Annotated in this window: 19 protein-coding genes; 1 reads left to right on the forward strand and 18 read right to left on the reverse strand. The window is 72.1% G+C overall.

The window, feature by feature from the left end; all coding sequences use genetic code 11:
• Positions 1-95: 95 nt before the first annotated feature.
• The 9 genes from ACIP2X_RS34380 to ACIP2X_RS34420 all read right to left on the reverse strand — a co-directional run bounded on the left by ACIP2X_RS34380 (position 96) and on the right by ACIP2X_RS34420 (position 11,133).
• Positions 96-2,405 carry a xanthine dehydrogenase family protein molybdopterin-binding subunit gene (locus ACIP2X_RS34380; protein WP_401681071.1) on the reverse strand — a complete coding sequence of 770 codons (2,310 nt, stop codon included), beginning with the start codon at positions 2,403-2,405 and terminating at the stop codon, positions 96-98.
• Complete coding sequence (locus ACIP2X_RS34385) at positions 2,402-4,072, reverse strand: 2Fe-2S iron-sulfur cluster-binding protein (protein WP_401681074.1); 1,671 nt, start codon at positions 4,070-4,072, stop codon at positions 2,402-2,404. The genes ACIP2X_RS34380 and ACIP2X_RS34385 overlap by 4 nt, the downstream gene beginning before the upstream one ends.
• Positions 4,069-4,962 (reverse strand): FAD binding domain-containing protein, encoded by an 894-nt coding sequence (locus tag ACIP2X_RS34390; protein ID WP_401681077.1) that lies wholly within the window; start codon positions 4,960-4,962, stop codon positions 4,069-4,071. The genes ACIP2X_RS34385 and ACIP2X_RS34390 overlap by 4 nt, the downstream gene beginning before the upstream one ends.
• A gap of 273 nt (positions 4,963-5,235) precedes the next feature.
• Positions 5,236-6,858, reverse strand: coding sequence for a beta-N-acetylhexosaminidase (locus ACIP2X_RS34395; RefSeq protein WP_401681080.1), 1,623 nt, complete (start codon positions 6,856-6,858; stop codon positions 5,236-5,238).
• Position 6,859: 1 nt separating this feature from the next.
• A complete protein-coding gene (locus tag ACIP2X_RS34400; protein WP_401681083.1) occupies positions 6,860-7,705 on the reverse strand; it encodes a carbohydrate ABC transporter permease in 846 nt (281 codons plus the stop codon).
• Positions 7,702-8,694 carry a carbohydrate ABC transporter permease gene (locus tag ACIP2X_RS34405; RefSeq protein ID WP_401681086.1) on the reverse strand — a complete coding sequence of 331 codons (993 nt, stop codon included), beginning with the start codon at positions 8,692-8,694 and terminating at the stop codon, positions 7,702-7,704. The genes ACIP2X_RS34400 and ACIP2X_RS34405 overlap by 4 nt, the downstream gene beginning before the upstream one ends.
• Positions 8,691-9,983, reverse strand: coding sequence for an extracellular solute-binding protein (locus tag ACIP2X_RS34410; RefSeq protein WP_401681089.1), 1,293 nt, complete (start codon positions 9,981-9,983; stop codon positions 8,691-8,693). The genes ACIP2X_RS34405 and ACIP2X_RS34410 overlap by 4 nt, the downstream gene beginning before the upstream one ends.
• Before the next feature lie 232 nt (positions 9,984-10,215).
• On the reverse strand, positions 10,216-10,509 hold the full coding sequence (locus ACIP2X_RS34415) for a DUF3039 domain-containing protein (RefSeq protein ID WP_365454059.1): 294 nt from the start codon (positions 10,507-10,509) through the stop codon (positions 10,216-10,218).
• A gap of 51 nt (positions 10,510-10,560) precedes the next feature.
• A complete protein-coding gene (locus ACIP2X_RS34420) occupies positions 10,561-11,133 on the reverse strand; it encodes a YqgE/AlgH family protein (RefSeq protein ID WP_401681093.1) in 573 nt (190 codons plus the stop codon).
• A gap of 263 nt (positions 11,134-11,396) precedes the next feature.
• Between ACIP2X_RS34420 and murA the strand changes: the two genes are divergently transcribed.
• Positions 11,397-12,737, forward strand: coding sequence for a UDP-N-acetylglucosamine 1-carboxyvinyltransferase (gene murA, locus ACIP2X_RS34425; RefSeq protein WP_401681095.1), 1,341 nt, complete (start codon positions 11,397-11,399; stop codon positions 12,735-12,737).
• 95 nt (positions 12,738-12,832) lie between these two features.
• On the opposite strand, the gene ACIP2X_RS34430 is transcribed toward murA, so the two are convergent.
• The 9 genes from ACIP2X_RS34430 to ACIP2X_RS34470 form a co-directional block, all read right to left on the reverse strand.
• On the reverse strand, positions 12,833-13,114 hold the full coding sequence (locus ACIP2X_RS34430) for an HU family DNA-binding protein (RefSeq protein ID WP_365454050.1): 282 nt from the start codon (positions 13,112-13,114) through the stop codon (positions 12,833-12,835).
• A gap of 391 nt (positions 13,115-13,505) precedes the next feature.
• Positions 13,506-14,939 carry an NAD-dependent malic enzyme gene (locus ACIP2X_RS34435; protein ID WP_401681098.1) on the reverse strand — a complete coding sequence of 478 codons (1,434 nt, stop codon included), beginning with the start codon at positions 14,937-14,939 and terminating at the stop codon, positions 13,506-13,508.
• Positions 14,940-15,316: 377 nt separating this feature from the next.
• On the reverse strand, positions 15,317-17,614 hold the full coding sequence (locus ACIP2X_RS34440; RefSeq protein ID WP_401681101.1) for a HelD family protein: 2,298 nt from the start codon (positions 17,612-17,614) through the stop codon (positions 15,317-15,319).
• Positions 17,615-17,754: 140 nt separating this feature from the next.
• Entirely contained in the window at positions 17,755-18,522 is a 768-nt protein-coding gene (locus ACIP2X_RS34445; RefSeq protein WP_401681104.1) for an anti-sigma factor family protein, read from the reverse strand.
• 50 nt (positions 18,523-18,572) lie between these two features.
• Positions 18,573-19,157 (reverse strand): sigma-70 family RNA polymerase sigma factor, encoded by a 585-nt coding sequence (locus tag ACIP2X_RS34450; RefSeq protein WP_196462372.1) that lies wholly within the window; start codon positions 19,155-19,157, stop codon positions 18,573-18,575.
• 269 nt (positions 19,158-19,426) lie between these two features.
• On the reverse strand, positions 19,427-20,020 hold the full coding sequence (locus ACIP2X_RS34455) for a CGNR zinc finger domain-containing protein (protein ID WP_401681107.1): 594 nt from the start codon (positions 20,018-20,020) through the stop codon (positions 19,427-19,429).
• 554 nt (positions 20,021-20,574) lie between these two features.
• Positions 20,575-21,747 (reverse strand): uroporphyrinogen-III synthase, encoded by a 1,173-nt coding sequence (locus ACIP2X_RS34460; RefSeq protein WP_401681110.1) that lies wholly within the window; start codon positions 21,745-21,747, stop codon positions 20,575-20,577.
• A 119-nt stretch (positions 21,748-21,866) separates the two neighbouring features.
• Positions 21,867-23,252, reverse strand: a complete 1,386-nt coding sequence (locus ACIP2X_RS34465; RefSeq protein ID WP_401681113.1) for a nitrate/nitrite transporter — start codon at positions 23,250-23,252, stop codon at positions 21,867-21,869.
• A 154-nt stretch (positions 23,253-23,406) separates the two neighbouring features.
• The gene (locus tag ACIP2X_RS34470; protein WP_401681116.1) at positions 23,407-24,123 is read right to left on the reverse strand and encodes a hypothetical protein; all 717 of its coding nucleotides are present in this window, start codon (positions 24,121-24,123) and stop codon (positions 23,407-23,409) included.
• Positions 24,124-24,181: the final 58 nt, after the last annotated feature.

A 24,181-nucleotide genomic window follows, 5' to 3' on the forward strand; every position in this document is an offset into this window, starting at 1 on the left:
CCGGGCCCCGGACCTCCCCGGCGCACCCCAACGGCCTCGGAGCCCCGGACGTCATCCGCGCCCTGGCACCCACCGAGCCCCGGGCATCCGCGTGCTCACTGCCCGGTGACGACCGCCGCCTGTGGTCGGATCGGCAGGCGGTTGACCGGGCGCCCCGTCGCCGCGCGTACCGCCGACGCGATCGCCGACGGCGACGCCACCACCGGCGCCGCGCTGACGGCCTTCGCGCCGAACGGCGCGACCACGTCCCGCTCCTCGACCAGCTTCACGATCCGGATGTCGGGCGCGTCGAGCGCCGTCGGCAGGGCGTACCCGGTGAGGTCGGGGTGCCGTATCACGCCGCGCGCCGTGCGCAGGTTCTCCGTGAGGGCGATGCCCACCCCCTGGGTGACGCCGGCCTCGATCCGCGCCGTCAGCTGCGCGGGGTTCAGCACCCGGCCGACGTCCTGCGCGACCGCCAGCTCCACCACCCGTACCGAGCCGATCTCGATGTCGACGTCGACCACCGCGCGGATCGCGCAGAAGGCGAGGCCCACGAAGGCGTCTCCCTGCCCGGACGCGTCCAGCGGCTCCGTGGGGTGCGGGCGGCACTGCGCGGTCGCCCACAGCTCCTTGCCGTCCAGCGCCTCGGTGACGGTCGTCGACAGCACGCCGTCGTACGACGTGATCTTGCCGTCGGTGATCTGGAGCAGCTCGGTGGACATGCCGAACTTGTGCGCCAGCGGCTGCAGCAGCTGGGTGCGGACCATCTTCGCCGCGCGCTCCACCGCGCCGCCCGACACCCAGGTGTGCCGGCCGCGGCAGCCGGGCCCGGCGGGCGGCTGGTCGGTGTCGACCGGGGCCACGTGCACCTCGTCGATGCCGAGCGTCTCCTGGACGATCTGCCGGGCGAGCGTGGCGAACCCCTGCCCGGTCTCGACGGCCGCGCACAGCACGGTCGCCACACCGTCCTGCACCTTCACGGTCGCCGTGGAGACCTCGTCGGCGCCCTCCGCGCCGAGCATGTGGACCATGCCCAGCCCGTAGCCCACGCCCCGGCGCACCGCGCCCGGTTCGCCCGCGCCCTCGGGGCCGCCGGGCAGCAGCCACTCGTCGGCGGGCGTGTCCTTGGGAAGCGCGGGGAGCGGGAAGTCGCGCACCGCCTGGAGGAGTTCGGCGACCGGCGCCGGGCAGGTGACCGTCTGGCCGGTGGGCAGGACGTCCCCCGTGGACAGGACGTTGCGCAGGCGCAGTTCGGCCGGATCGACGCCGAGTTTCTTCGCCAGCTTGTCCATCTGCGCCTCGTAGGCGGCGCAGACCTGCATCGCGCCCTCGCCCCGCACATGGCCGGAGGGCGGGTTGTTGGTGCGGACCGCCCAGCCCTCTATGAAGGCGTTCGGGACGACGTAGGGGCCGCAGGCGAAGGCGACCGCCGCTGCCAGGGCCTCCGCCGAGGTGTCGGCGTACGCGCCCGCGTCGAGCAGGATCTGCGCCTCGACCTTCACCAGCTTGCCCTCGGCGTCGGCGTGGTGGCGGTAGCGCAGCAGCGTGGGGTGGCGGTGCGTGTGGCCCAGGAAGGACTCCTCGCGCGTCGCCGTCAGCTTCACGGGGCAGCCGGTCCGCAGCGCCAGCAGTCCGAGCGGCAGCTGGAAGCCCGGGTCCTCGCGGTCCGCGGTGGCGCCGGGGACGCCGGTGACGACGACCTTGACGCGCTCGGGCTCCAGCCCGTAGCAGGCGGCCGCCCGGTCGCGGTCGGCGTGCGGGTCGGTGGAGGCGAGGTACAGCTCCACGCCGCCGTCGGGACGCGGCACCGCGAGGCCCGCCTCGGCCCCGATGGGGGCGGGGTCCTGGCGGCCGATGCGGTACAGGCCCTCGACGACGATCTCGCCCTGCGCCTCGGGGTCGCCGTGCAGCAGCGGGATGTGCCGGATCAGGTTGCCGTCCGGGTGCAACGGCTCGGCCTCGAAGGCCTGCTCGGGATCGGTCACCGGGTCGAGCACCTCGTACTCGACGATGACGGCGGCGGCCGCCATGCGCGCGGTGTCCGGGTGGTCGGCGGCGACGGCGGCGATGGGCTCGCCGTGGTGGCGCACGACCTCGGAGGCGAACACCGGGCGGTCCGCCTCGCCGCGTCCGTGCGACATCGCGCCGGGCACGTCCTCGTGGGTGACGACGGCCCGTACGCCGGGCATCTCGCGCGCGTGGGTGGTGTCGATGGACACGATGCGCGCGTGCGGGTGCGGTGAGCGCAGTACGGCCGCCCAGAGCAGGCCCTCGGCCCACAGGTCGGCCGCGTACGGGAAGGTGCCCTCGGTCTTCGCGCGCGAGTCCGCGGCGGCCAGGGAGGCGCCCAGGCCGTGCGGGAGCGGCTCCGCGGGCGGTACGGCCTCCGCGGTGGTGGTCGCGGTGGCGGCTTCGTTGCTCACGCCTGGCCTCCGTCCTGGCCCGGTCCGTAGGACTGGTCACGCGGTCCGGGCGGTCCCCCGGGGGACTCGAAGGCCGACCGGTTGACGCCGCCGGCGCCGGGGCCCGCCTGATGAGGGATGCGCGGCTCGTCGGTGTCGGGTGCGGACGCGTCGGCCGCGGAGTGCGCGTCGCGCTCGGCGACCACGTCCTTGACGGCCTCGAGCACGGCCCGGTAGCCCGAGCAGCGGCAGAGGTTGCCGCACAGGGCCTGGCGGGTCTCCAGCTCGGTCGGAGCCGGGTTGCCCTCCAGCAGGTCGTGCACGGTCATCGCCATGCCGGGCACGCAGAAACCGCACTGCACGGCACCGCACTTGGCGAGCGCCCGCTGCACGTCCGAGGGCTGCCCGTCGACCGCGAGGCCCTCCACGGTGCGCACCTCGCTGCCGGCCGCGGTGACGGCGGGCACCAGGCAGGAGGCGACGAGCCGCCCGTCCACCTGGACGTTGCAGGCCCCGCACTCGCCCTGCGAGCAGCCGTCCTTGGCGCCCGCGAGCCCGAGCCGCTCGCGCAGCACGTAGAGCAGTGACTCGCCGATCCAGGCGTCGGTGACGGGGCGGTCGGCGCCGTTGACGCGCAGCACGTAGGAGGCGAGGGGGTGGTCCTCGTGCGAGGCGGCGCCGGACGGCTCGGACGGGACGCCCGGATCGCCTTCGGGGCCCGCGTGTTCGGGTCCGGCGTCCGCGTCACCGGCCGGCGCGGCGGGGGGTGCGGTGCCCGGGGCGCCCGCGGCGCGGTCGGCAGCGCTCTCACCGGAGCCCTCCAAGGGGCCCTCAGCGCCCTCGGCGCCCCCCGGCGCACTCGGCATGCCCTGCGGCCTCTCGGCGGCCCTCTCGGCCGCCTCCACGCCCTCCCGGGCCCCCGGCGCCTCAGGAGCGCCGTCGTGACCCTCGTCGTGCGGGGGGACGCCGTCCGCCGGGTGCTCGGCGGGGGCGTCGGCGTACAGCCCGCCGTCGTGCTGCGCGCCGGGGTGTCCCGGTCCCGCCTCGTGCGGCCGACCGATGGCGTGCGGCTGCGCACCCTCGTGTCCCCAGGACTGCCCGCCCGTCTCGCCGGCCCATGGCGCGGACGCGCCGCCGGGCAGCGTGGCGGGCGGCGTGCCGCCCCACTGCTCCACGAGGGCGGACGTGGTGAACTCGCCCGACTCGTCCGGAAGGTCACCGTTCGCGACGGGGATCGACCACTGTCCGGTCACGTCGTGGCCGGGTGCGGGGGCGGCCTGCGCGTGGCCCGCGTGCGGGTGCCCGGCCTGCGGGTGCCCGGGCTCCGCGGGGGCGGTCTCCTCGTAGCTCCACTGCCCGGTCGCCCCGGGGTCGTAGCCGTACCGGTCCTGCCCGGCGCCCTGGGACATGGCGTTCGGGTCGGGCCACTGCGCGCCCTCGGGGGGCACCCCCCAGGCGTCGGTGGCCGCGGGGTCGGTGCCGCCGGCGGGCGTGACCGTTATCGGCGGCGGCACGTAGCCGTGGCCGGGCGCGGCGAGCGGGCTGTCGGCGGCGGCCAGGAGCGCGTCGATGCCGCCCTCGGGGAGCTTCACGAAGGCGGTGGCGCCGTCGTCGTAGTCGCCCTGGGGCAGCGGGTCCCAGCGTCCCCCGCCCTGGGGGGTGCCCTCTCCGTGCTGGTCGTCGGTCACGACAGCGCCCTCCCCAGTGCTCGTCGGGCCAGCGCGGCGACGGTGCGCCGCAGGTGCAGTACGGCAGGCGGAAGCTGCGGCACCGAACCGTCCTCGGCCGGTGGCGCGTCGGGGATGCAGGCCGCGGCGACGTACTCACCGAAGGCGGAGAGCGCCTCGGGGACGATCGCGCGGTTGTTGTCCCAGTCGATGAGCTGCGCGACCCATTGCTCGGCCTCCAGGGGCCGCAGCGGCATCGGCGCTATGGCGCCCACGGCGCACCGCACCCCGCGCCGGGCGGGGTCGAGGACCAGTGCCACGGAGGCGACCGCCCGCCCGGGGCCGGTCCGTCCGGTCGCCTTGAGGAAGACCTGCGGGGCGTGCAGCAGGGGCACGCGCACGTACCCGATGAGTTCACCGGCGCGGAGCATCTCCACCCCGGCCAGCAGGTGCGACACCGGGATCTCCCGGCGCGCTCCGCCCGGACCCGCGATGACCAGCGTCGCCTCCAGTGCGGCCAGCACGGGCAGCGCGTCGCCCGTCGGCGCGGCGGTGGCGATGTTGCCGCCCAGGGTGCCGGCGTTGCGGATGTGCGGCGGGCCCGCGGCGCGCGCGGCGGCGGCGAGGGCCGGGATGAGGGCGGCGAAGTCGGGGCGGCCCATCCGCGCGTGGGTGAGGCCGGCGCCGAGCAGGGCGTGGCCGTCCTGGTACTGCCAGCCGCGGATCTCGCTGATGCGGCCGAGGCCGACCAGTGCGGCGGGCCTGAGCTGACCGGAGTTGACCGAGGTCATCAGGTCGGTGCCGCCCGCCACGGGCACGGCGGCAGGCATGGCGGTGAGCGCCGCCACGGCCTCGTCCAGTGTCGCGGGCAGCGTGACGGCCTGCCCCGCCTGCGGTGCGTGCGTGGTCAAACCGGCTGCCCCTTCCCGCTGCCCCACCTGGTCCCGCCTGTGTGGCCGTACGGTACGTGCCGACAGGGCGGACGTGGCAACTCTGGCACATCTTCGCAGGACCCGAAGACGGGGGTCCGCTAGGAGACGTTCGCCCACCTCATCGGGGAGATGGACCGATTTGTACGCACATCGACGCGCATCACCGGTCGGCAGGAAAATGCCACTCTTCGGTGACCCTTGTCCGCTTTTTTTCCCGGCTGTTCGAGGCCTGCCCGCTTTCCGCGCCGGGGCCTACCTGCTCGGCGGCGCCCCCTCGATCGGGCGGCCGAGGACCCCGGGCCGTTGCTGCCAGGGCCGGGGGCCGGTGGGCGGCCGGTAGGCGACGCCCAGGGCGTCAAGTCGCCGATAGTGGGAGGTCATGCGGTGTTCGAAGCCGGCGAAGTCCCGTTCCGCCGGGGCGGGCAGGGCGCTCCAGGCGACCTCGGCGAAGGCGGCGAGCCTCGGGAAGGCCTGGTAGTCCACGCGGGCCTGGTCCTCCATCACCTCGGTCCACAGGTTGGCCTGGGCGCCGAGCACGTGTCCGGCCTCGGCCTCGGTGAGTTGTGGCGGAACGGGTTCGAATCGGTAGACGTCCTCCACGGTGCGCACATAGCCGATGGGCACGGGCTCGTCGGGGCCGTCGGCCTGCCGGTGGTCCAGGTAGACCTGCTGCTCGGGGCACATCACGACGTCATGACCGGCCCGGGCGGCGGCGATTCCGCCCGCGTAGCCGCGCCACGAGGACACCGCCGCCCCGGCCGCGAGACCGCCCTCCAGGATCTCGTCCCAGCCGATGAGCCGGCGCCCGCGCGCGGCGAGCCAGGTGTCGAAGTGGCCGATGAACCACGACTGGAGCTCGTCCTCGTCCTTCAGCCCGAGTTCCCGGATGCGCGCCTGCGCGGTGGGCGACCGCCGCCACTGGTCCTTGAGGCATTCGTCGCCCCCGACGTGAATGAACTCCGACGGGAACAGCTCCAGGACTTCCTCGAACACCCCCTCGTAGAACCGCAACGTGTTCTCGGTGGGGGCCAGCACGTTCGGATTGATCCCCCAGGTGTCCCAGACGGAGAGCGCCGAGGTGTCGACGACGTCGGTGTTGCCGAGTTCCGGATACGCGGCGATGGCGGCCTGCGAGTGCCCCGGTACGTCGATTTCCGGGACGACGGTGATATGCCGCTCGGCGGCGTAGGCGACGATCTCCCTGATGTCGTCCTGGGTGTAGTGGCCACCGTGCGGCTTCTCCTCCCACAACGGCGAGGCGCGGTGGCCGAATTTGGTGCGGGCCCGCCAGGAGCCGACCTCGGTCAGCCGGGGGTGGCGCAGGATCTCCGGACGCCAGCCCTGGTCGTCCGTCAGATGGAAGTGGAAGACATTGAGTTTGTGGGCGGCCATCAGGTCCAGGTAGCGCAGCACGCCGTCCTTCGGCATGAAGTGCCGGGCCACGTCGAGCATGAGACCGCGCCAGCGGAATCGGGGGGCGTCCTCGATGATCCGGCTCGGGACGCCGAGGGTGAGGTCCGGCCGGACGGGTGCGCGCCGGAAGGCTTCCGGGCCGAGCAGCTGACGCAGTGTCTGCGCCCCCCAGAAGACCCCCGCCGGGTCACCGCCACGAATCTCCACGCCCTGGCCGGCGGTGACGCTCAGCCGGTAGGCCTCCGGTCCCAGCGAGTCGTCGAGCAGCAGCCGTACGTCCCCTCGGGCGTCCTTCGGGCCGGGGCGCAGCGGCAGCCCCAGGGCCGCGCCGAGCGTGGCCCGCAGCCAGCGTTCCGTCGTCTCCGTCCCCGCGGCCGCCCACAGGGTGGTGTCCCGGTCCAGCTGGACCCCGCTCCGGTGGGAGCCCTCGACGGCGCGCGGCGCCGGAATCAGTTCACTCATCTCAGTCCTTTACCGCTCCACCCAGCCCGGACACGAGCCGGCGCTGCACCAGCACGAAGAACACCAGCACCGGAATCGTCATCACCGTGGACGCCGCCATCACGCCGCCCCAGTCCGGTTCCTCCGGTTTGTAGAAGACCAGCAACGCCATCGGCAGCGTGGACTGCGAAGTGTCACTGATGATGAAGGACTTGGCGAACAGGAAGTCGTTCCAGGCCGAGATGAAGGAGAACACGCTCGTGGCCACCAGCCCCGGGAAGACCAGCGGGAAAAGGATCTGCCACAGGAATCGCGACCGGCTCGCCCCGTCGATGTACGCCGCCTCCTCCAGCGCCTCGGGCACCGCTTTCACGAATCCCCGCAGCATCCAGATCGCGAAGGGCAGGGAGAAGGCGATGTGCGGCAGGATCAGCGAGCCCAGCGTGTTCAGCTGACCGAAGTCCCGCATGAGGAAGAACAGAGGGATCGTCAGCGCCTCCACGGGCACCATCTGGGCCACCAGGAACATGATCAGCAGGGTGGTCCGGAAGCGGAACCGGAATCGTGTCACGGCCGTCGCAGCGAGAAACGCGATCAGCGCCGAGACGATCACGACGGTGCACGCGACGACAAGACTGTTGACGAAGTACCGGCCGAATTCCTGCTGCCCGAAGACCCGCCGGAAGGAATCCAGGGACGGGGTCAGGGTCCACGGCCGAGGGGTCGCCGACTCGATCTCGCCGGCCGGTTTGAAGGCGCTCAGCACCATCCAGTAGAGGGGGAAGGCGACCACCGCCGCGATCAGCAGCGCGGCGGCCTCGGCGGCCGTCCGCCACGGCCTGCGCACCAGGCCGCTCAGAAGATTCACAGCTCCTCCCCCTGCCTGCGCAGCAGCCGCAGGTACACGAGCGTCACCGCGAGCAGGATCAGCAGCATCACGACGCCGATCGCCGAGCCGAGGCTGTACTGCGAGGACGCGAACGCCTGCTGGTAGGCGTAGACGTTCAGGACGAGGTTCTGTCCCGCGATGCCGCCGCCGCCCGTCATCACGTAGATCTGCGTGAAGACCTTGAAGTCCCAGATGATCGACTGGATGGTGACGATCACCAGGATCGGGCGGAGCATCGGCGCCAGCACGGAGCGCCAGGTCCGCCACTGCGAGGCGCCGTCCAGGGCGGCGGCCTCCAGCACCTCCGTGGGGACGGCGCGGATGCCCGCGTACACGGTGACCATCACGAACGGGAAGGAGCACCAGACCACTTCGAGCAGGACGAGGAAGAAGGCGCTGAACCGGCCGTACGTCCACGAGTGGTCGCCGAGCCCGAGGATCCGGTTGACCGGGCCGAAGTCCGGGTCGAACAGCAGCAGCCAGACCGTGGAACCGGTGACCGCCGGGGTCGCCCACGCCCCGAGCGCGGCCAGCATCAGCGCGAGCCGCGGCACCGCCCGTACGCGCGTCAGCAGTACGGCGAGCGCGCAGCCCACGGCGAGCGTGGCGAGGACGCAGGCGGCCGCGAAGACCACGGTGGCCAGCAGCACCTGCCAGAACTGCTCGTCGCCGAAGAGCCGCGTGTAGTTCCGAAGGCCCTGGAAGGAGGTCGGCTCCCCGCCACTGACCTGCGCCTGGGTGTACTCCAGGAAGGAGATCAGCCCCAGCTGGTAGACGGGGTAGACGAGCAGGCCGCCGATGACGACGAGGGCCGGGGCGAGGTACAGCCAGGGCGCCCGCCCCTGCCGGGAGGGTCGCGGGGACCTGCGCGACGGCCCTCCGCCGGCCCGCGGCCGCCCGCGGGCCGAGACCGCCTCGCTGTCGGGCGCCACCGGCGACAGCGGCGTCACCGGCGTCACCGGCGTCATCCGGCGGAGCCGAACGCGGCGTCCATCTTGTTCGCCGCGTCCTGCGCGGCGGCCCCGACGTCCTTCTTGCCGCTGACGATCTCCTGGAACATCGTCGGCAGCACGAGCGAGGAGTCGATCTGCGCCCAGGCGGGCGAGGCCGGCACGAACTTGGTCTCCGCGGCCAGCGTCCGCACGAACGGCTTCACGAAGGGCTCGCGCTCGGCCACCTGGCCCCGCACGTCCGTGAAGGTCGGCAGGAAGCCCATGGCGTCGAAGAGTTCACCCTGCGTCCGCTTGGAGGCGAGCCGCTGCATCAGGTCGACGGCGAGCGTGCGGTGCGAGGTGCTCTTCAGTACGCCGATGTTGTTGCCGCCCGCGAACGCGGGCGCGATCGACCCGGCCGCCACCCCCGGCAGCGGCACCACCGCGTACTTGCCCTTCACGGACCCGGCCTCCACGGCCTGGTGGCTGAAGTCCCCGCCGATCGCCATGGCCGCCTTGCCGGAGGCGAACGCGGTGATGGTGTCGTTGCCCGTCATGCCCGCGCACTTGGCGGCGGGGCAGTTGTCGTCGCCGAAGAGCGAGGTGTACGCCTCTATGCCCTTGCGCGCCTGCGCGCTGTCGATGGCGGAGGCGTACGAGCCGCCTTTGCCGGTGGCCAGTTCACCGCCGTTGGCCCAGATGAAGGGCATCGCGCCGTACGTGTAGGCACCGCCCACCGCGAGACCGTACAGGTCGGGCCGGGCGGCGCGGACCCGCTGCGCCGTCTCGATCAGCTCGGCCTGCGACTTCGGCACCTCGAGGCCGAGTTCGTCGAAGACGTCGGTCCGGTAGTACAGGGCGCGGACGCCCACGAAGTAGGGGGTGCCGTAGATCTTCCCGTCCACCGTCACCGACTGCTTGGCGGTGGGGTCGGTGTCCTTGGCCTCGCTCCAGGCGGTGAAGTCCTCGGTGACGTCCGCCAGGCCGCCGTCCTTGACGTAGCCGGCGGTGTCGGTGTTGCCGTACTCGATCACGTCGGGGGCGCTCGCGGGGTCGTTGAAGGCGGCCTTGATGCGCTGCGCTCGGGTCTCGACCGGGATGTACTCGACGGTGACCTCGGTGCCCTCGTGCGCCTTCTCGAAGCCGTCGAACACGGCCTGGACGACCTGCTCCTTCGGCTTGTTGTTGACCTCCTGGAACAGCCACACGCGCAGCGTGCCGGACTGTTCGTCCTTGCCGGCGCCGGAGTCGTCCGACGTCTGCGGGGCGCAGGCGGCGGTGACCAGGACGGCCGCGACGGCGGCCAGGCGGACGGACAGCTTCATGAAGTGCCTCCGAGAGATGTCGCAGCATGCCGTTGCAACATGTGCAACGGCAGTTTCGCTCTGCACAACAACATGCCGGAGGTTATGAACTACATGAACATGTCCACAAGAGGTCTCCACCACTTCGTGACATGAACGCGCGAAGCGGCGGCGGGGCAGCACGAAGAGGCCCCCGGGTCACGCTGCGGCGTGACCCGGGGGCCTCCCGGACATCCCTCGAACGGTCGGACGGCTACTTGTCGCCGCCCTTGCCACCCTTGCCCTTGTCGTCTCCGCCGGCGCCCATGGACTCGTAGATCTCCTTGCACATGGGGCACACGGGGTACTTCTTCGGGTCACGGCCCGGCACCCACACCTTGCCGCACAGCGCCACGACGGGCGTACCGTCGAGTGCGCTCGCCATGATCTTGTCCTTCTGGACGTAGTGGGCGAAGCGCTCGTGGTCACCGTCGCCGTGGGAAGTCTGCGGCGTGGGCTCTACGAGTGTCCCCGTACCAGTCCCGCGCTCGGGCTCGAGAGTGCTCATAGGGCCAAGGGTACTGAAGCCGACAGGCAACGGTTGCGCGACCGGCGTCCGTCAGTTGAGCGAGGGGTCGTCGGGGTACGTGGCCACCATGGCCAGCTCGTTGCGCTGCCGGCGCAGCACCTCGCGCCAGAGTCTTTCGGGGAACGGCGAGTAGACGTCGCCGGGCTCGGACTCCACGACGTACCAGGCGCCCTCGGACAGTTCGTCCTCCAGCTGGCCCGGCCCCCAGCCGGCGTACCCGGCGAAGATCCTGAGGCTGCCGAGGGCGGAGGCCAGCAGCTCGGGCGGGGCCTCCAGGTCGACCAGGCCGATCGCGCCGTGCACGCGCCGCCAGCCGAGCGGGGCGGCGTCGCCGGACGCGCCGCCGGGGATGACCGCCACGCCGAGCGCGGAGTCCAGCGAGACCGGGCCGCCCTGGAAGACCACCCCGGGCTCACCGGTCAGCTCCGCCCAGCCCTCCAGGATGTCGCCGACGCCCACCGGCGTCGGCCGGTTGAGCACCACACCGAGCGAGCCCTCCTCGTCGTGGTCGAGAAGCAGCACGACCGCACGGTCGAAGTTCGGGTCCGCCAGGGCGGGGGTGGCCACGAGCAGCCGCCCTGTGAGCGAGGACACCTCGGTCATGCCAGACATGATCCCGCAACTTCCCTCGACGTGGGGAGTCAATCCGGCGTTGGGAGTGAACGCAGCTCAGGGCGGACGGGGGCGCCCGGGGCGCACGGCGGCCTCCGCGACGGCCTCCGTGACCCCTTGTGCCCGGTACGGCACGGTTCGTGTTGTGACAGAGCTATGACAGGCCTGAGTGGTCCTCGGGCTTACGGCAAGGGGGGCGACGGCGATTACTCTGTCTCTCCGGCCCTTGCCCAACTCATCGGAACGCGAGATACATGACCGTCAACGACGATGTCCTGCTTGTCCACGGCGGCACCCCGCTGGAGGGCGAGATCCGTGTCCGCGGAGCGAAGAACCTCGTACCCAAGGCCATGGTCGCCGCACTGCTCGGCAGTACTCCGAGCCGGTTGCGCAACGTCCCGGACATCCGTGACGTCCGTGTGGTCCGTGGTCTGCTCCAGCTGCACGGCGTGTCGGTACGCCCGGGTGAGGAGCCGGGCGAACTGGTGCTCGACCCGACGCGGGTGGAGAGCGCCAACGTCGCCGACATCGATGCCCACGCGGGGTCGAGCCGCATCCCGATCCTCTTCTGCGGCCCCCTGCTGCACCGCCTCGGCCACGCCTTCATCCCCGGCCTCGGCGGCTGCGACATCGGCGGCCGGCCCATCGACTTCCACTTCGACGTGCTGCGGCAGTTCGGCGCGACGATCGAGAAGCGGGCGGACGGCCAGTACCTGGAGGCCCCGCAGCGGCTGCGCGGTACGAAGATCGCGCTGCCCTACCCGTCCGTGGGCGCGACCGAGCAGGTGCTGCTGACCGCCGTCCTCGCGGAGGGCGTCACGGAGCTCTCGAACGCGGCCGTGGAGCCGGAGATCGAGGACCTGATCTGCGTCCTGCAGAAGATGGGCGCCATCATCGCGATGGACACCGACCGGACCATCCGCATCACCGGGGTGGACCAGCTCGGCGGCTACACCCACCGCGCCCTCCCGGACCGGCTGGAGGCCGCCTCCTGGGCGTCCGCGGCCCTGGCCACCGAGGGCAACATCTACGTCCGCGGCGCGCAGCAGCGGTCCATGATGACGTTCCTCAACACCTACCGGAAGGTGGGCGGTGCCTTCGAGATCGACGACGAGGGCATCCGTTTCTGGCACCCCGGCGGGCAGTTGAAGTCCATCGCCCTGGAGACGGACGTCCACCCGGGCTTCCAGACGGACTGGCAGCAGCCGCTGGTCGTGGCCCTCACGCAGGCCACGGGCCTGTCCATCATCCACGAGACGGTCTACGAGTCCCGTCTCGGCTTCACCTCCGCGCTCAACCAGATGGGCGCCCACATCCAGCTCTACCGCGAGTGCCTCGGCGGCTCGAACTGCCGCTTCGGACAGCGCAACTTCCTGCACTCGGCGGTCGTGAGCGGCCCCACCCGGCTGCAGGGCGCCGACCTGGTCATCCCCGACCTGCGGGGCGGCTTCTCCTACCTCATCGCCGCGCTGGCCGCCCAGGGCACGTCCCGGGTGCACGGCATCGAGCTGATCAACCGCGGCTACGAGAACTTCATGGAGAAGCTCGTGGAGCTCGGCGCCAAGGTGGAACTGCCGGGCAAGCCGCTCGGCTGACAGCGGGACACGACACGAACGCCGATGGGGCGGCCACCCGGATCCGGGTGGCCGCCCCATCGGCGTTGTACTGACGCCCCGAGGGGCGCGCGGACCTACTTGCCCTTGGCGGCTTCCTTGAGCTTCGAGCCCGCGGAGACCTTCACGCTGTAACCGGCCGGGATCTGGATCGGGTCACCGGTCTGCGGGTTGCGCGCGGTGCGAGCGGCACGGTGGGTGCGCTCGAAGGTCAGGAAGCCGGGGATGGTGACCTTCTCGTCGCCCTTGGAGACGATCTCGCCGACGACGTCGGCGAACGCGGCCAGCACGGCGTCGGCGTCCTTGCGGGTCACCTCGGCGCGGTCGGCCAGCGCGGCCACCAGCTCACTGCGGTTCATGTTGTTACTCCCGTGTTCTTCTTGCCATTGAGGCGTGCCACGCGGCGGAGCCGCATATCGGGCACAGCGAAGCCGATGCTGCCAGGGTCCTCGGACGGTCCCCGGACCCGGGTCCGTCGTCAGACGCTCGCGCCCAGGGACGCATCCTGCCCCCACCAGCGGCGGGAATGCCAATCCGGCACCCGCAGGAGTCGTGAGAACACCCTTGGGAGTCACACGAAGAGCGCCACCGACCAAGAACCGGTCCGGCGGACCTGCCTCCGGACAGGCCCTAGCCGCCCACCCTAGAGGGCGGCCAGGGATGCGAGGTTCCGCGACGCGCCGGTCGGCGGGGCGGTCGTGGTGATCGTCACAGCCCGGCCGTGGGGGCCGGAGGGACGAGTTCCGGGGGTCAGATCCCGGACGAGTCGGACGGGGCCGCCCCGACCGCCTTCGCGGCCTCCCGCACCGCGCCCGCGACGGCGCCGGCGACCTTGTCGTTGAACACGCTCGGGATGATGTAGTTCGGGTTGAGCTCGTCCTCGGTGACGACGTCCGCCAGCGCCTTCGCGGCCGCGATCATCATCTCCGTGTTGACGGTACGGGACTGCGCGTCCAGCAGGCCGCGGAAGACGCCCGGGAAGACCAGCACGTTGTTGATCTGGTTGGGGAAGTCGGAGCGGCCGGTGGCCACAACTGCCGCGGTCTGGCGGGCGATTGCCGGGTCGACCTCGGGGTCGGGGTTCGCGAGCGCGAACACGATCGCGTCGTCGGCCATGGCGGCCACGTCGTCGCCGTCGAGGACGTTCGGGGCCGAGACGCCGATGAAGACGTCCGCGCCGCGCACGGCCTCCTTCAGGGTGCCCGTGATGCCCTCGGGGTTGGTGTTGTCGGCGATCCAGCGCAGCGGGGAGTCGGGGGCGGCCTCGACCAGGTCCTTGCGGTCGGCGTGCACGACACCGTGGATGTCGGCGACGACGGCGTGCTTGACGCCGGCGGCGATGAGCAGCTTCAGGATCGCCGTGCCGGCCGCGCCCGCGCCGGACATGACGACACGGATGTTCTCGATCGCCTTGCCCGTCACCCGCAGCGCGTTGGTCAGCGCGGCGAGCACCACGATGGCCGTGCCGTGCTGGTCGTCGTGGAAGACGGGGATGTCGAGGGCCTCACGCAGCCGCGCCTCGATCTCGAAGCAGCGGGGGGCGGAGATGTCCTCCAGGTTGATGCCGGCGAAGCCCGGGGCGATCGCCTTGACGATCTCGACGATCGCGTCGGTGTCCTGGGTGTCCAGGCACAGCGGCCAGGCGTCGATGCCGGCGAACCGCTTGAAGAGGGCCGCCTTGCCCTCCATGACGGGCAGCGCGGCCTTCGGGCCGATGTTGCCGAGCCCCAGCACGGCGCTGCCGTCCGTCACCACCGCGACGGAGTTGCGCTTGATCGTGAGGCGGCGGGCGTCCTCGGGGTTCTCGGCGATGGCCATGCAGACGCGGGCCACACCCGGCGTGTAGACCATGGAGAGGTCGTCACGGTTGCGGATGGGGTGCTTGGACTGCATCTCGATCTTGCCGCCGAGGTGCATGAGGAACGTACGGTCCGAGACCTTGCCCAGCGTGACGCCCTCGATGCCGCGCAGCTGCTGCACGATCTGGTCGGCGTGTGCGGTGGAGGAGGCCGCGATCGTGACGTCGATGCGGAGTTTCTCGTGCCCGGACGCGGTGACGTCGAGGCCGGTCACCGAGCCTCCGGAGGACTCCACGGCGGTGGTGAGCTGCGAGACGGCCGTTCCGCTCGCGGGCACCTCCAACCGGATGGTCATCGAGTAGGAGACGCTGGGCGCCGTTGCCATGGCCGACTTCCTCTGCTTTCACCGTGTCGCGATTTGCCGTCCGATCGTCGCACCTACCGTCGAGTACGTGGTAGCCGCCCTGGGTTGCGCTCATTTAGTTCACGGCGGAACGGCCCTGGAAACACGGCGGGTAGGGCAACATCGGAAAACTTCTTCCACCATACGAGAGACGATCAGGCATGAAAAGAGGCCCACGTCACATGAGACGTGGGCCTCTTCCACCGTTCAATGACACCGACCCGCCATGCTCGCCTCGCGGCAAGTGGTCGCTCGTAGCGACGAAGGTTGGGCCCGGGGGCTTGGATCGGGCCGGTGTCACTGCCCAGGCTAACAAACGGATCCCGTACGGCCATTCCCGTCCCGCCGGTCGATCCGGTTCAGTCCCTCAGCAGGTCCGGCACCCCGGCCGCGTCGGGCTCGTCCCGCTCCCCCGAGACGATCGTGAGCTGCTGGGTCGCCCGGGTGAGTGCGACGTAGAGCACACGCAGTCCGGCGGGCGACTCGTCGGCGATCTCCGCGGGCGAGACGACGACGGTGGCGTCGTACTCCAGGCCCTTGGCCTCCAGGCTGCCGAGCGCGACCACCCGGTCGCCGAGCCCGGCCAGCCAGCGGCGGGCCTCCTCGCGCCGGTTCATGGCGACGACGACGCCGATCGTGCCGTCGACGAGGTCGAGCAGCCGGGCCGCCTCCTCGCGCACGCTCTGGCCCAGGGACGCACCGACCACGGCGAAGCGCGGCTCCACCCCGGTGGAGCGCACCGCCCGCGGCGACTCGGCTCCGGGCATGGCCAGGGCCAGCACCTTGGCGGCGAGCTCGGCGATCTCGGCGGGGTTGCGGTAGTTCACCGAGAGCTGGAAGCGGCGGCGCGGGCGGGTGCCGAGGGCCTCGTCGCGGGCCTCGGCCGCCTCGTCCGGGTCGGACCAGGAGGACTGGGCCGGGTCACCGACGACCGTCCAGGTGGCGTGCCGGCCGCGGCGGCCGACCATGCGCCACTGCATCGGCGTGAGGTCCTGGGCCTCGTCGACGATGACGTGGGCGTACTCGGTGCGCTCCTGCGCGAGCCGCTCGGCCCGCTCCCACTGCGTCTCCTCCCGCACCGGCATCAGCTCCTCCAGGCCGGTGAGCTGGTCCAGCGGGTCGAGTTCGCGCCGCTTCCTGGGGCGGGCGTGGGCGCCGAGGATCGCCTGGAGCTCGTCGAGCAGGGCGACGTCGTGCACGGAGAAGCCGTCGCGTCTGAGCGACCGGGCGACCTTGCGCACCTCCCCCGGGTTCAGGATCCTGCGGGACCAGCGGCCGAGGCGCCGCTCGTCGGCCATGGCGGTGAGGACCGCGCGCGGGGTCAGCTCCGGCCACCAGGCGTCGAGGAAGGCGAGGAAGTCGTCCTCGGAGGTGATGTCCTCGTCGAACGAGGACCGCAGTTCGGCGGCCAGCTCCGGGTCCGCGTGCCGGCCGGCCGCGCCCGACCGCTCCCACAGGGCGTCCAGCAGCAGCTTGCGGGCGCGCGGGCGCAGCAGATTGACGGGTGCGGTGCCGCCCAGCGCGGTGTGCCGGATCCGCTCCAGCTCCGGGGCCTCCAGTTCGAGACGGCGGCCGAAGGCCACGACACGCAGGCGCTGTGGCGAATCGTTCAGCTCCAGCGTTCCGCGGGCGGCCTTGCGCAGCACCTTGAGCATGCGGTGCGAGCCCTTGGCGCGGGCCACCGACGGGGAGTCGTACAGCGCGGCCTCGGCGCCGTCGACCAGCGAGCCGATCGCCCGGATCGCGACCTGCCCCTCCTCGCCGAGCGAGGGCAGCACGCCCTCGGTGTACGCCACCAGCAGCGGCGTCGGCGAGACGATGAGGATGCCGCCCGCGTACCGGCGCCGGTCCTGGTAGAGCAGGTACGCCGCCCGGTGCAGGGCGACGGCGGTCTTGCCGGTGCCGGGGCCGCCCTCGACGTAGGTCACGGACGCGGCGGGGGCCCTGATGACCAGGTCCTGCTCCGCCTGGATGGAGGCGACGATGTCCCGCATGGTGTGGCCGCGGGCCTGGCCGAGGGCGGCCATCAGGGCGCCGTCACCGATGACGGGCAGCTCGTGGCCGTCGAGGGAGGCCTTCAGCTCGGGACGCATCAGGTCGTCCTCGACGCCGAGGACACGGCGGCCCTTGGAGCGGATGACCCGGCGGCGCACCACCCGGCCGGGGTCGACCGGCGTGGAGCGGTAGAACGGGGCGGCCGCGGGCGCCCGCCAGTCGATGACCAGCGGGGCGTAGTCCTCGTCCAGGACGCCGATGCGGCCGATGTGCAGGGTCTCGGCGATCTCGGCCGTGTTGTCCGGCCGCACCGCGCCCTCGGCCGGCTCCACGGCGGTGTACGCGCCGTCCGGACCCTTCTTGCCGTCCTTGCCGCGCAGCAGGTCGATACGGCCGAAGAGGAAGTCCTCGAACTCGTTGTTCAGCCGGCTCAGGTGGATGCCTGCCCGGAAAACCTGCGCGTCGCGTTCGGCGAGCGCGCCGGGGGTGCCGACGTGGCCGCGCTGGGCGGCGTCGTGCATGAGGAACTCCGCCTCGTGGATCTTCTCCTCCAGGCGGCGGTACACCCGGTCCAGGTGCTCCTGCTCCGCGCCGATCTCTCGGTCGCGTACGGAATCCTGGGCGGGGTCGAGCGCGGCTTCCTGTTGAGCCTGAGCGGCCACCGGGCCCCCTTCTGACGTGCTGGGCAGCCGTCCACCGTACGCGAAAGGGACCCCTGAAGGCTACGCGTGAGCCCCGGGTCCGTCACCTGACGGCCCCGGGGCTCATGTCGTGACCGCTTCGCAGCAGTCGTCGTACCGCGCTACGCGCCGATCTCCACCAGCAGATCGCCGTCGAAGGTCATGACCTCGAAGTGGTCGATCTCGTTCGGGGCGAATGCGGCGCCGCCCTGGATGTAGAGCGGGTTCTTGGCCTGCTCCGTGGTGGCGTTCGGCAGGCCGTAGCCCCAGTCCGGGACGGACCAGTTGCTGAGCGTCTCCCGCTCGCCGTTCTTGCCCACGGCGATCAGCGAGCACTTCTCGGGGCCCTTGACGTTCTTGAGCTCCAGGACCGCGTCGGTGCCCCAGGCCTTCTCCTGCATGGCCACGGTGCCGCTGACCTGCGTCTTGGGGTCGGTCGCCGTGATCCGGTCGGGCATGCCCTTGAAGGCCTGCTGGGCCGGGCTGACCGCCTGCACGGTGCGGTTGGCGCCGCCGGTGTCCTCGCCGCCGGTCGCCGCGACGGAGACCAGCGGGCCACCGACGATCAGCGCGGCCGAGGCGGCGATCATGTACATGCTGCGACGGCGCTTCTGGGCGCGGCGTTCGGCGACCTCGTCGACCAGCTTCTCGGCCAGCCGCGGGCTCGGCCGGGCGGACAGCGACTCGCCGATCGAGGGGGTGCCGGTGCCGGGCAGGTCGGCGAGCGCGGCCAGCATCGGTTCCATCCCGGCGAGTTCGTCGAGCTGCTGGGCGCACCACTCGCAGCCGGCGAGGTGGACCTCGAAAGCCGTCGCCTCGGCGTCGTCGAGGATTCCGAGGGCGTAGGCGCCGACGGTCTCGTGTTCGTTCGGGCCCGTTGATCCCTGCATGGGGCCAGACATACCCGGACCCCCCGCTCCGTATCCCCCGTATGTGTTCATCACGCCGTCACCCCCCGCTCCTCCAGCGCCAGCTTCATCGACCGCAGGGCGTAGAACACCCGGGAGCGCACGGTGCCACTCGGTATGCCCAGGGTCTCCGCCGCCTCATTGACGGTACGCCCCTTGAAATACGTCTCGACGAGCACCTCCCGGTGGGCAGGGGTCAGGTCGTCGAGCGCGTCCGACAGCGTCATCAGCCACAGCGCCTTGTCGATCTCGTCCTCCGCGGGGATGACCTCCAGCGGCGACGGGTCGACCTCCTGCGGCCGGGCCTGCCGGCTGCGGTGGCCGTCGATGACGATGCGGCGCGCGACCGTCACCAGCCAGGGGCGTACCGAACCGGTGGCCCGATTGAGCTGACCGGCGTTCTTCCAGGCACGGATGAGCGTTTCCTGTACGACGTCCTCGGCGCGCTGCCGATCTCCGGCGACCAGCCTGAGGACGTACGCGAGCAGAGGTCCGGCGTGCTCCTGGTACAGGGCACGCATCAGCTCCTCATCGGGTTCCGAGGGCTGTGAGGACATGCGATGTCGGGCCCTCGATCCACGTTCATTGGCCACGGCCGCATCCTTGCGCACGCCCACCTCCGGTGTCCGGGGGTTCCCCCAGTCGGTCGCTCGCCACGGGGTACGGACGGGGGGCCTCGGGTGTTCAAAGCGAGGGGACGGTTTTCTTCGGGGTGACGTGACGTGAGAGGACATGGGGGCACATTCCCCCCGCCTCGCCTTTACATTTCCGCCACATCAGCAAGGCGGTGCTCCGGGAAACGGGGGCCGAGGTCTGAAACGGCGTGTTGTCGAAATCACGTCGAGGGGCGCGAACGTCAGGTGCGCACAAGCCGCATAACGGGCCGTCAGGCCCGGGACACCGCCGTGCGCCGGCGGTGCCGGGCCACGCGCTCGCGGTTGCCGCACACCTCACTGGAGCACCAGCGTCTGCGCCGGCCCCGGGAGGAGTCGAGGTAGACCAGGGGGCAGTTGTCTCCCGCGCACTGCCGCAGTCCCGCCCGCGCGACGGGGTCGGTGAGCAACTCGACGGCGTCGCGGGCGATCGCGCCGAGCAGCGCGGCGCACTCCGGCGGGCCGTCCAGCTCCCGTACGAGCGTGCCGTCCTGACCGCGCCGGGCGCGGGGTGCCGGGGGCGCGGTGCGGGCGACGGCGTTGACCTGGGCGAGCGGGAGGTCGTGCGGGCGGGACTCGGGGGACAGGGTGGCGCGCACCAACTGGTCTATGTGGCCGCGCAGTTCATGGAAGGCGCCGAGCCAGCCGGCGTCGGCACGGGCCGCCACGGTGCCCGGGGGGACGAGGCCGGATCCGGTGATCCAGGCGTGCAGGGCGGCCGCGGAGCAGAGGCGTTCCACGGGGTGGGCGGTCGCCAGGAGGTCGAGGCAGATCCGGCCGGCGCCGAACCGCAACTCGTAGGGGGCCGTGGCCATACCCAGTGCCATGTGCGCGTCACCGCCTAAGCGTTCCGCTGTACGTTGCTGCGTGCCGGGGTCCGCCCGCGGCGCCGGTGCGTCCGATCGCACCGCAGACCTCCCAATGTGCCTGCCCCGAACGACGATCGGTACCCCTCGTCGGACGGCGCGCCCCCCAGGGGCGCGGGGAACTGCGCGACCGGCCACGACGGCGCCGCGGCCGGACGCCTCAGGAGCGCGATCCGCCGCGACGATGCACAGGGTCGCGGCTGCTCTGCGACCCCCCGGCTGGACGGCGCGCCCCCAGGGGCGCGGGGAACTGCGCGACCGGCCACGACGGCGCCGCGGCCGGACGCCTCAAGAGCGCGATCCGCCGCGACGGTGCACAGGGTCGCGGCTGCTCTACGACCCCCGGCTGGACAGCGCGCCCCCAGGGGCGCGGGGAACTGCGCGACCGGCCACGACGGCGCCGCGGCCGGACGCTTCAGGGGCGCGGGGAACTGCGCGATCCGCCACGACGGCGCCACGGTCGGGTGACGGCGCGCGCCAGCCGGCCGCCGGCCACAGAACAGCCGCCGCACCGGTCAGGTGTCGGCGTACTTCGTGTCGGTCGGTGGGTCCAGGGCAAGTCGGTAGCCGCGTTTGACCACGGTCTGGATCAGCTTCGGCGCTCCGAGGGCCGTCCGCAGGCGGGCCATCGCCGTCTCGACGGCGTGCTCGTCCCGGCCGGACCCGGGCAGCGCCCGCAGCAGCTCGGACCGCGCGACCACCCAGCCGGGGCGGCGGGACAGGGCGCGCAGCAGCGACATACCGGCCGGCGGCACGGGCTTGAGGTCGCCGTCCACCAGGACCGCGTGGCCCCGGATCTCCACCCGGTGCCCCGCGACGGGCAACGACCGTGCCCTGGCGGGCAGTTCCTTGCACAGGAGCTGGACGAGCGGGCCGAGCCGGAAGCGTTCGGGCTGGACGGTGTCGATGCCGCGGGCCTGCAGGGGCAGCGCGGTGACCGGCCCGACACAGGCGGGCAGCACGTCGTGATGGAGGGCGGTCAGCAGTTCCGCCAGCAGGCCCCGCTCCTCGGCGCGGGACAGCAGGGACGCCGCGGCCGGCGCGCTGGTGAAGGTCAGCGCGTCGACGCCGCGCGCCACCGTCGCGTCGAGCAGCCGGTCCACGGGCGCGAGGTCCTCCGGCGGCATCCACCGGTAGACGGGCACGCCGACCACCTCGGCGCCGCCCGCCCGCAGCGACTCCACGAACCCGGGCAACGGCTCGCCGTGCAACTGCACCGCGACACGCCGTCCCTCGACGCCCTCCTCCAGCAGCCGGTCGAGGACCTCGGCCAGCGACTCGGAGGACGGCGACCAGTGCTCGGTCAGCCCGGCTGCCCGGATCGCGCCCTTCACCTTGGGCCCGCGGGCGAGCAGTTCCACCCCGCGCAGCCGGTCGAGCAGCGTCTCCCCGAGCCCCCAGCCGTCGGCGGCCTCGATCCAGCCCCGGAAGCCGATGGCGGTCGTCGCCACGACCACGTCCGGCACCCGGTCCAGGAGTTCCTCGGTGGCGGCCAGCAGTTCGCTGTCGTCGGCGAGCGGCACGATCCGCAGGGCCGGCGCGTGCAGCACGGCGGCGCCGCGCCGCTGGAGCAGCGCCCCCAGCTCGTCGGCCCGGCGCGCGGCCGTCACGCCCACGGTGAACCCGGCGAGGGGCCCGTGCTCCGCGCCTCGCTCCGGCTGTCCCGTTCCCTGCTGTGGTTCGTGCATCACTCGGTCTCGTCCCGCACTCGACTCGTTCCCACCCGCATGTCGCCGCCCTTGGATGTGAACGAGCCTGTCAACGGTGCGTGACAGGCTCGGTTCGGCGTGATGTCGGCGGTGTTACGTCACACCTCGGCGTAGCTGAGCTGCGGCTTCGTCTCCGTGGCGGCCCGCGTGACGGGAGCCGGCGGGGCCGCACGGCGAAGGTATACGGCCCAGGTGACCAGGAAGCAGAGGCCGTAGAAGACCAGGAAGGCGACGAAGGCGCCGGTGCCGGAGCCCACGGTGAGGAAGGACTGCCGGAAGGCCAGGTTGATCCCGAGCCCGCCGAGCGCGCCGACCGCCCCGATGAGCCCCATGGACGCCCCGGACAGCCGCCGTCCGTAGGCCGCGGCCTCCTCCCCTTCGAGCCCCATGGCAAGGGCCTTGTTCCGGAAGATGCCGGGGATCATCTTGTACGTCGACCCGTTGCCGAGCCCGCTCAGGACGAAGAGCACGATGAACGCGGCCGTGAACAGCGGCAGCGACTCCCGCATGCTCGCCACGACGACCACGGCGGTGGCGGCGGCCATGCCGACGTAGTTCCACAGCGTGATCCTGGCGCCGCCGTACCGGTCGGCGAGCGCGCCGCCCACCGGCCGGATCAGCGAGCCGAGCAGCGGGCCGACGAAGGTCACGTACGCGGCCTGCAGCGGCGTACGGCCGAACTGCGTCTGGAGCACCAGTCCGAAGGCGAAGCTGTAGCCGATGAACGAGCCGAAGGTGCCGATGTAGAGGAAGGACATGATCCAGGTGTGACCGGCCCGCACGGCCTCCTTGGCGGCGCCGGAGTCGTTGCGCAGCGAGGCGATGTTGTCCATGGACAGCGCGGCGAGCACGGCGGCGACCACGATCAGCGGGATGTAGATCCCGAGCAGCAGCCGCGGCCCTCCGCTCGCGCCGATCACGGCCAGCCCGGCGAGCTGCACCACCGGCACACCGATGTTGCCCCCGCCGGCGTTCAGGCCGAGCGCCCAGCCCTTCTTCCGCAGCGGGAAGAAGGCGTTGATGTTGGTCATCGAGGAGGCGAAGTTGCCGCCGCCGACGCCGGCGAGCATCGCGCAGAGCAGGAAGGTGGTGTACGAGGTCCCCGGCTCCATGACGAGGAAGGCGGCGACGGTGGGCACGAGGAGGAGACCGGCCGAGACGATCGTCCAGTTCCGGCCGCCGAAGACGGCGACGGCGAAGGTGTAGGGGACCCGGACGACGGCGCCGACCAGCGTGGCCATCGAGACCAGGACGAACTTGTCCGCCGGGGTCAGGCCGTACTCCGGGCCCATGAACAGCACCATCACCGACCACAGGGTCCAGACGGAGAACCCGATGTGCTCGCAGAGCACGGAGAACAGCAGGTTCCGGCGGGCGATCCGTTCGCCGGTCTCCCGCCAGAAGGTCTCGTCCTCGGGATCCCAGTCCTCGATCCAGCGGCCTGCTCCGCCGCGAGGTGCGGGGACTGTACTCGGGGCTGTCATGACGCCTCCACGATGCTCCGGGGCTCGGTGGTGCCGCGCTCAGTGGCTGAGTCCCGAAGGTAGGGAGGACGCGTTTCCGGTCTGTGGCGGTGGGTGACCGGAAGAAAACTTTGCTCTCACCCCGGGCGGGGGCGGGATGAGAGGTCGTGGCGGATCAGCCCTGCGGGGGCTGCCCCTGGGGGTCCTGCCGGGGGTGGGCCGGCGGCTGCTGGGGGGCGTAGGTGCCGCCGCCCGGCATCGCGCCGTAGGGCCCGTTCGCGTACGGGTGGCCCGGCATCGGCGTGCCCGGCGGCAGATACCGCAGCCGGCCGGTGTCGTCGGTGAACGGGGTGAAGCCGGCGGCCTCGAGGCGGGCGGCGTACTTGGTGTTGCGGCGACGGCCCACGGCGAGGCCGCCGGCCAGGAGCACCATGCAGGAGGCCCACATGATCCCGGCGATCGTGAAGGCGCTGTCGCCGCCGAGGTTCACCCCGACGACCAGGCTGCCGACGGTGACCGCGAGCGCCGCGTACGCCAGCCGCTGCCGCTCGGAGTGCCGGCCGGTGAGGTCGAAGTTGATGCGGGCCTTGAGCAGTTCGAGGGCGTCGGGCACGGAAGGCGGCAGCGAGACACCGTCGGCGGCGTTCGGGTACTGCGCCCGGTTCTGCGCGGCACGGGCGCGGGCGACGGGGCCGGGGTCGGGCAAAAGCAGCATCACCAGCGCGCCGTTGCGCGACCCGGCCTGGCGGACGTCGACGTACTCGTACCCGAACTGCTGGGCGACGAAGGCGAGTCGGGCGAGTCTCTTCACGGACGCCAGAGGACTGCTGAGCTCCACCGGCCCGCCGGCCGCCATCAGCCGCAGCACGTTCTGCACCTGTCGCCTACTCACCGAAAGTCCCCCGATCACCCGGTTCACCTGCGCGACGAGGGTGGCAGTCTGCCACAGC

This window comes from Streptomyces sp. NPDC089424 (genome assembly GCF_044749345.1).
Classification (GTDB): Bacteria; Actinomycetota; Actinomycetes; order Streptomycetales; family Streptomycetaceae; genus Streptomyces.

What these genes read in the sequence shown, in the direction of transcription:
- ACIP2X_RS34445 (WP_401681104.1), bottom strand. Translation starts at nt 18,522, where the DNA reads ATGCAGGGATCAACGGGCCCGAACGAACACGAGACCGTCGGCGCCTAC.
- ACIP2X_RS34465 (WP_401681113.1), bottom strand. Translation starts at nt 23,252, where the DNA reads ATGACAGCCCCGAGTACAGTCCCCGCACCTCGCGGCGGAGCAGGCCGC.
- ACIP2X_RS34430 (WP_365454050.1), bottom strand. Translation starts at nt 13,114, where the DNA reads ATGAACCGCAGTGAGCTGGTGGCCGCGCTGGCCGACCGCGCCGAGGTG.
- ACIP2X_RS34455 (WP_401681107.1), bottom strand. Translation starts at nt 20,020, where the DNA reads ATGGCACTGGGTATGGCCACGGCCCCCTACGAGTTGCGGTTCGGCGCC.
- ACIP2X_RS34420 (WP_401681093.1), bottom strand. Translation starts at nt 11,133, where the DNA reads ATGACCGAGGTGTCCTCGCTCACAGGGCGGCTGCTCGTGGCCACCCCC.
- ACIP2X_RS34415 (WP_365454059.1), bottom strand. Translation starts at nt 10,509, where the DNA reads ATGAGCACTCTCGAGCCCGAGCGCGGGACTGGTACGGGGACACTCGTA.
- murA (WP_401681095.1), top strand. Translation starts at nt 11,397, where the DNA reads ATGACCGTCAACGACGATGTCCTGCTTGTCCACGGCGGCACCCCGCTG.
- ACIP2X_RS34460 (WP_401681110.1), bottom strand. Translation starts at nt 21,747, where the DNA reads ATGCACGAACCACAGCAGGGAACGGGACAGCCGGAGCGAGGCGCGGAG.
- ACIP2X_RS34395 (WP_401681080.1), bottom strand. Translation starts at nt 6,858, where the DNA reads ATGAGTGAACTGATTCCGGCGCCGCGCGCCGTCGAGGGCTCCCACCGG.
- ACIP2X_RS34435 (WP_401681098.1), bottom strand. Translation starts at nt 14,939, where the DNA reads ATGGCAACGGCGCCCAGCGTCTCCTACTCGATGACCATCCGGTTGGAG.
- ACIP2X_RS34410 (WP_401681089.1), bottom strand. Translation starts at nt 9,983, where the DNA reads ATGAAGCTGTCCGTCCGCCTGGCCGCCGTCGCGGCCGTCCTGGTCACC.
- ACIP2X_RS34405 (WP_401681086.1), bottom strand. Translation starts at nt 8,694, where the DNA reads ATGACGCCGGTGACGCCGGTGACGCCGCTGTCGCCGGTGGCGCCCGAC.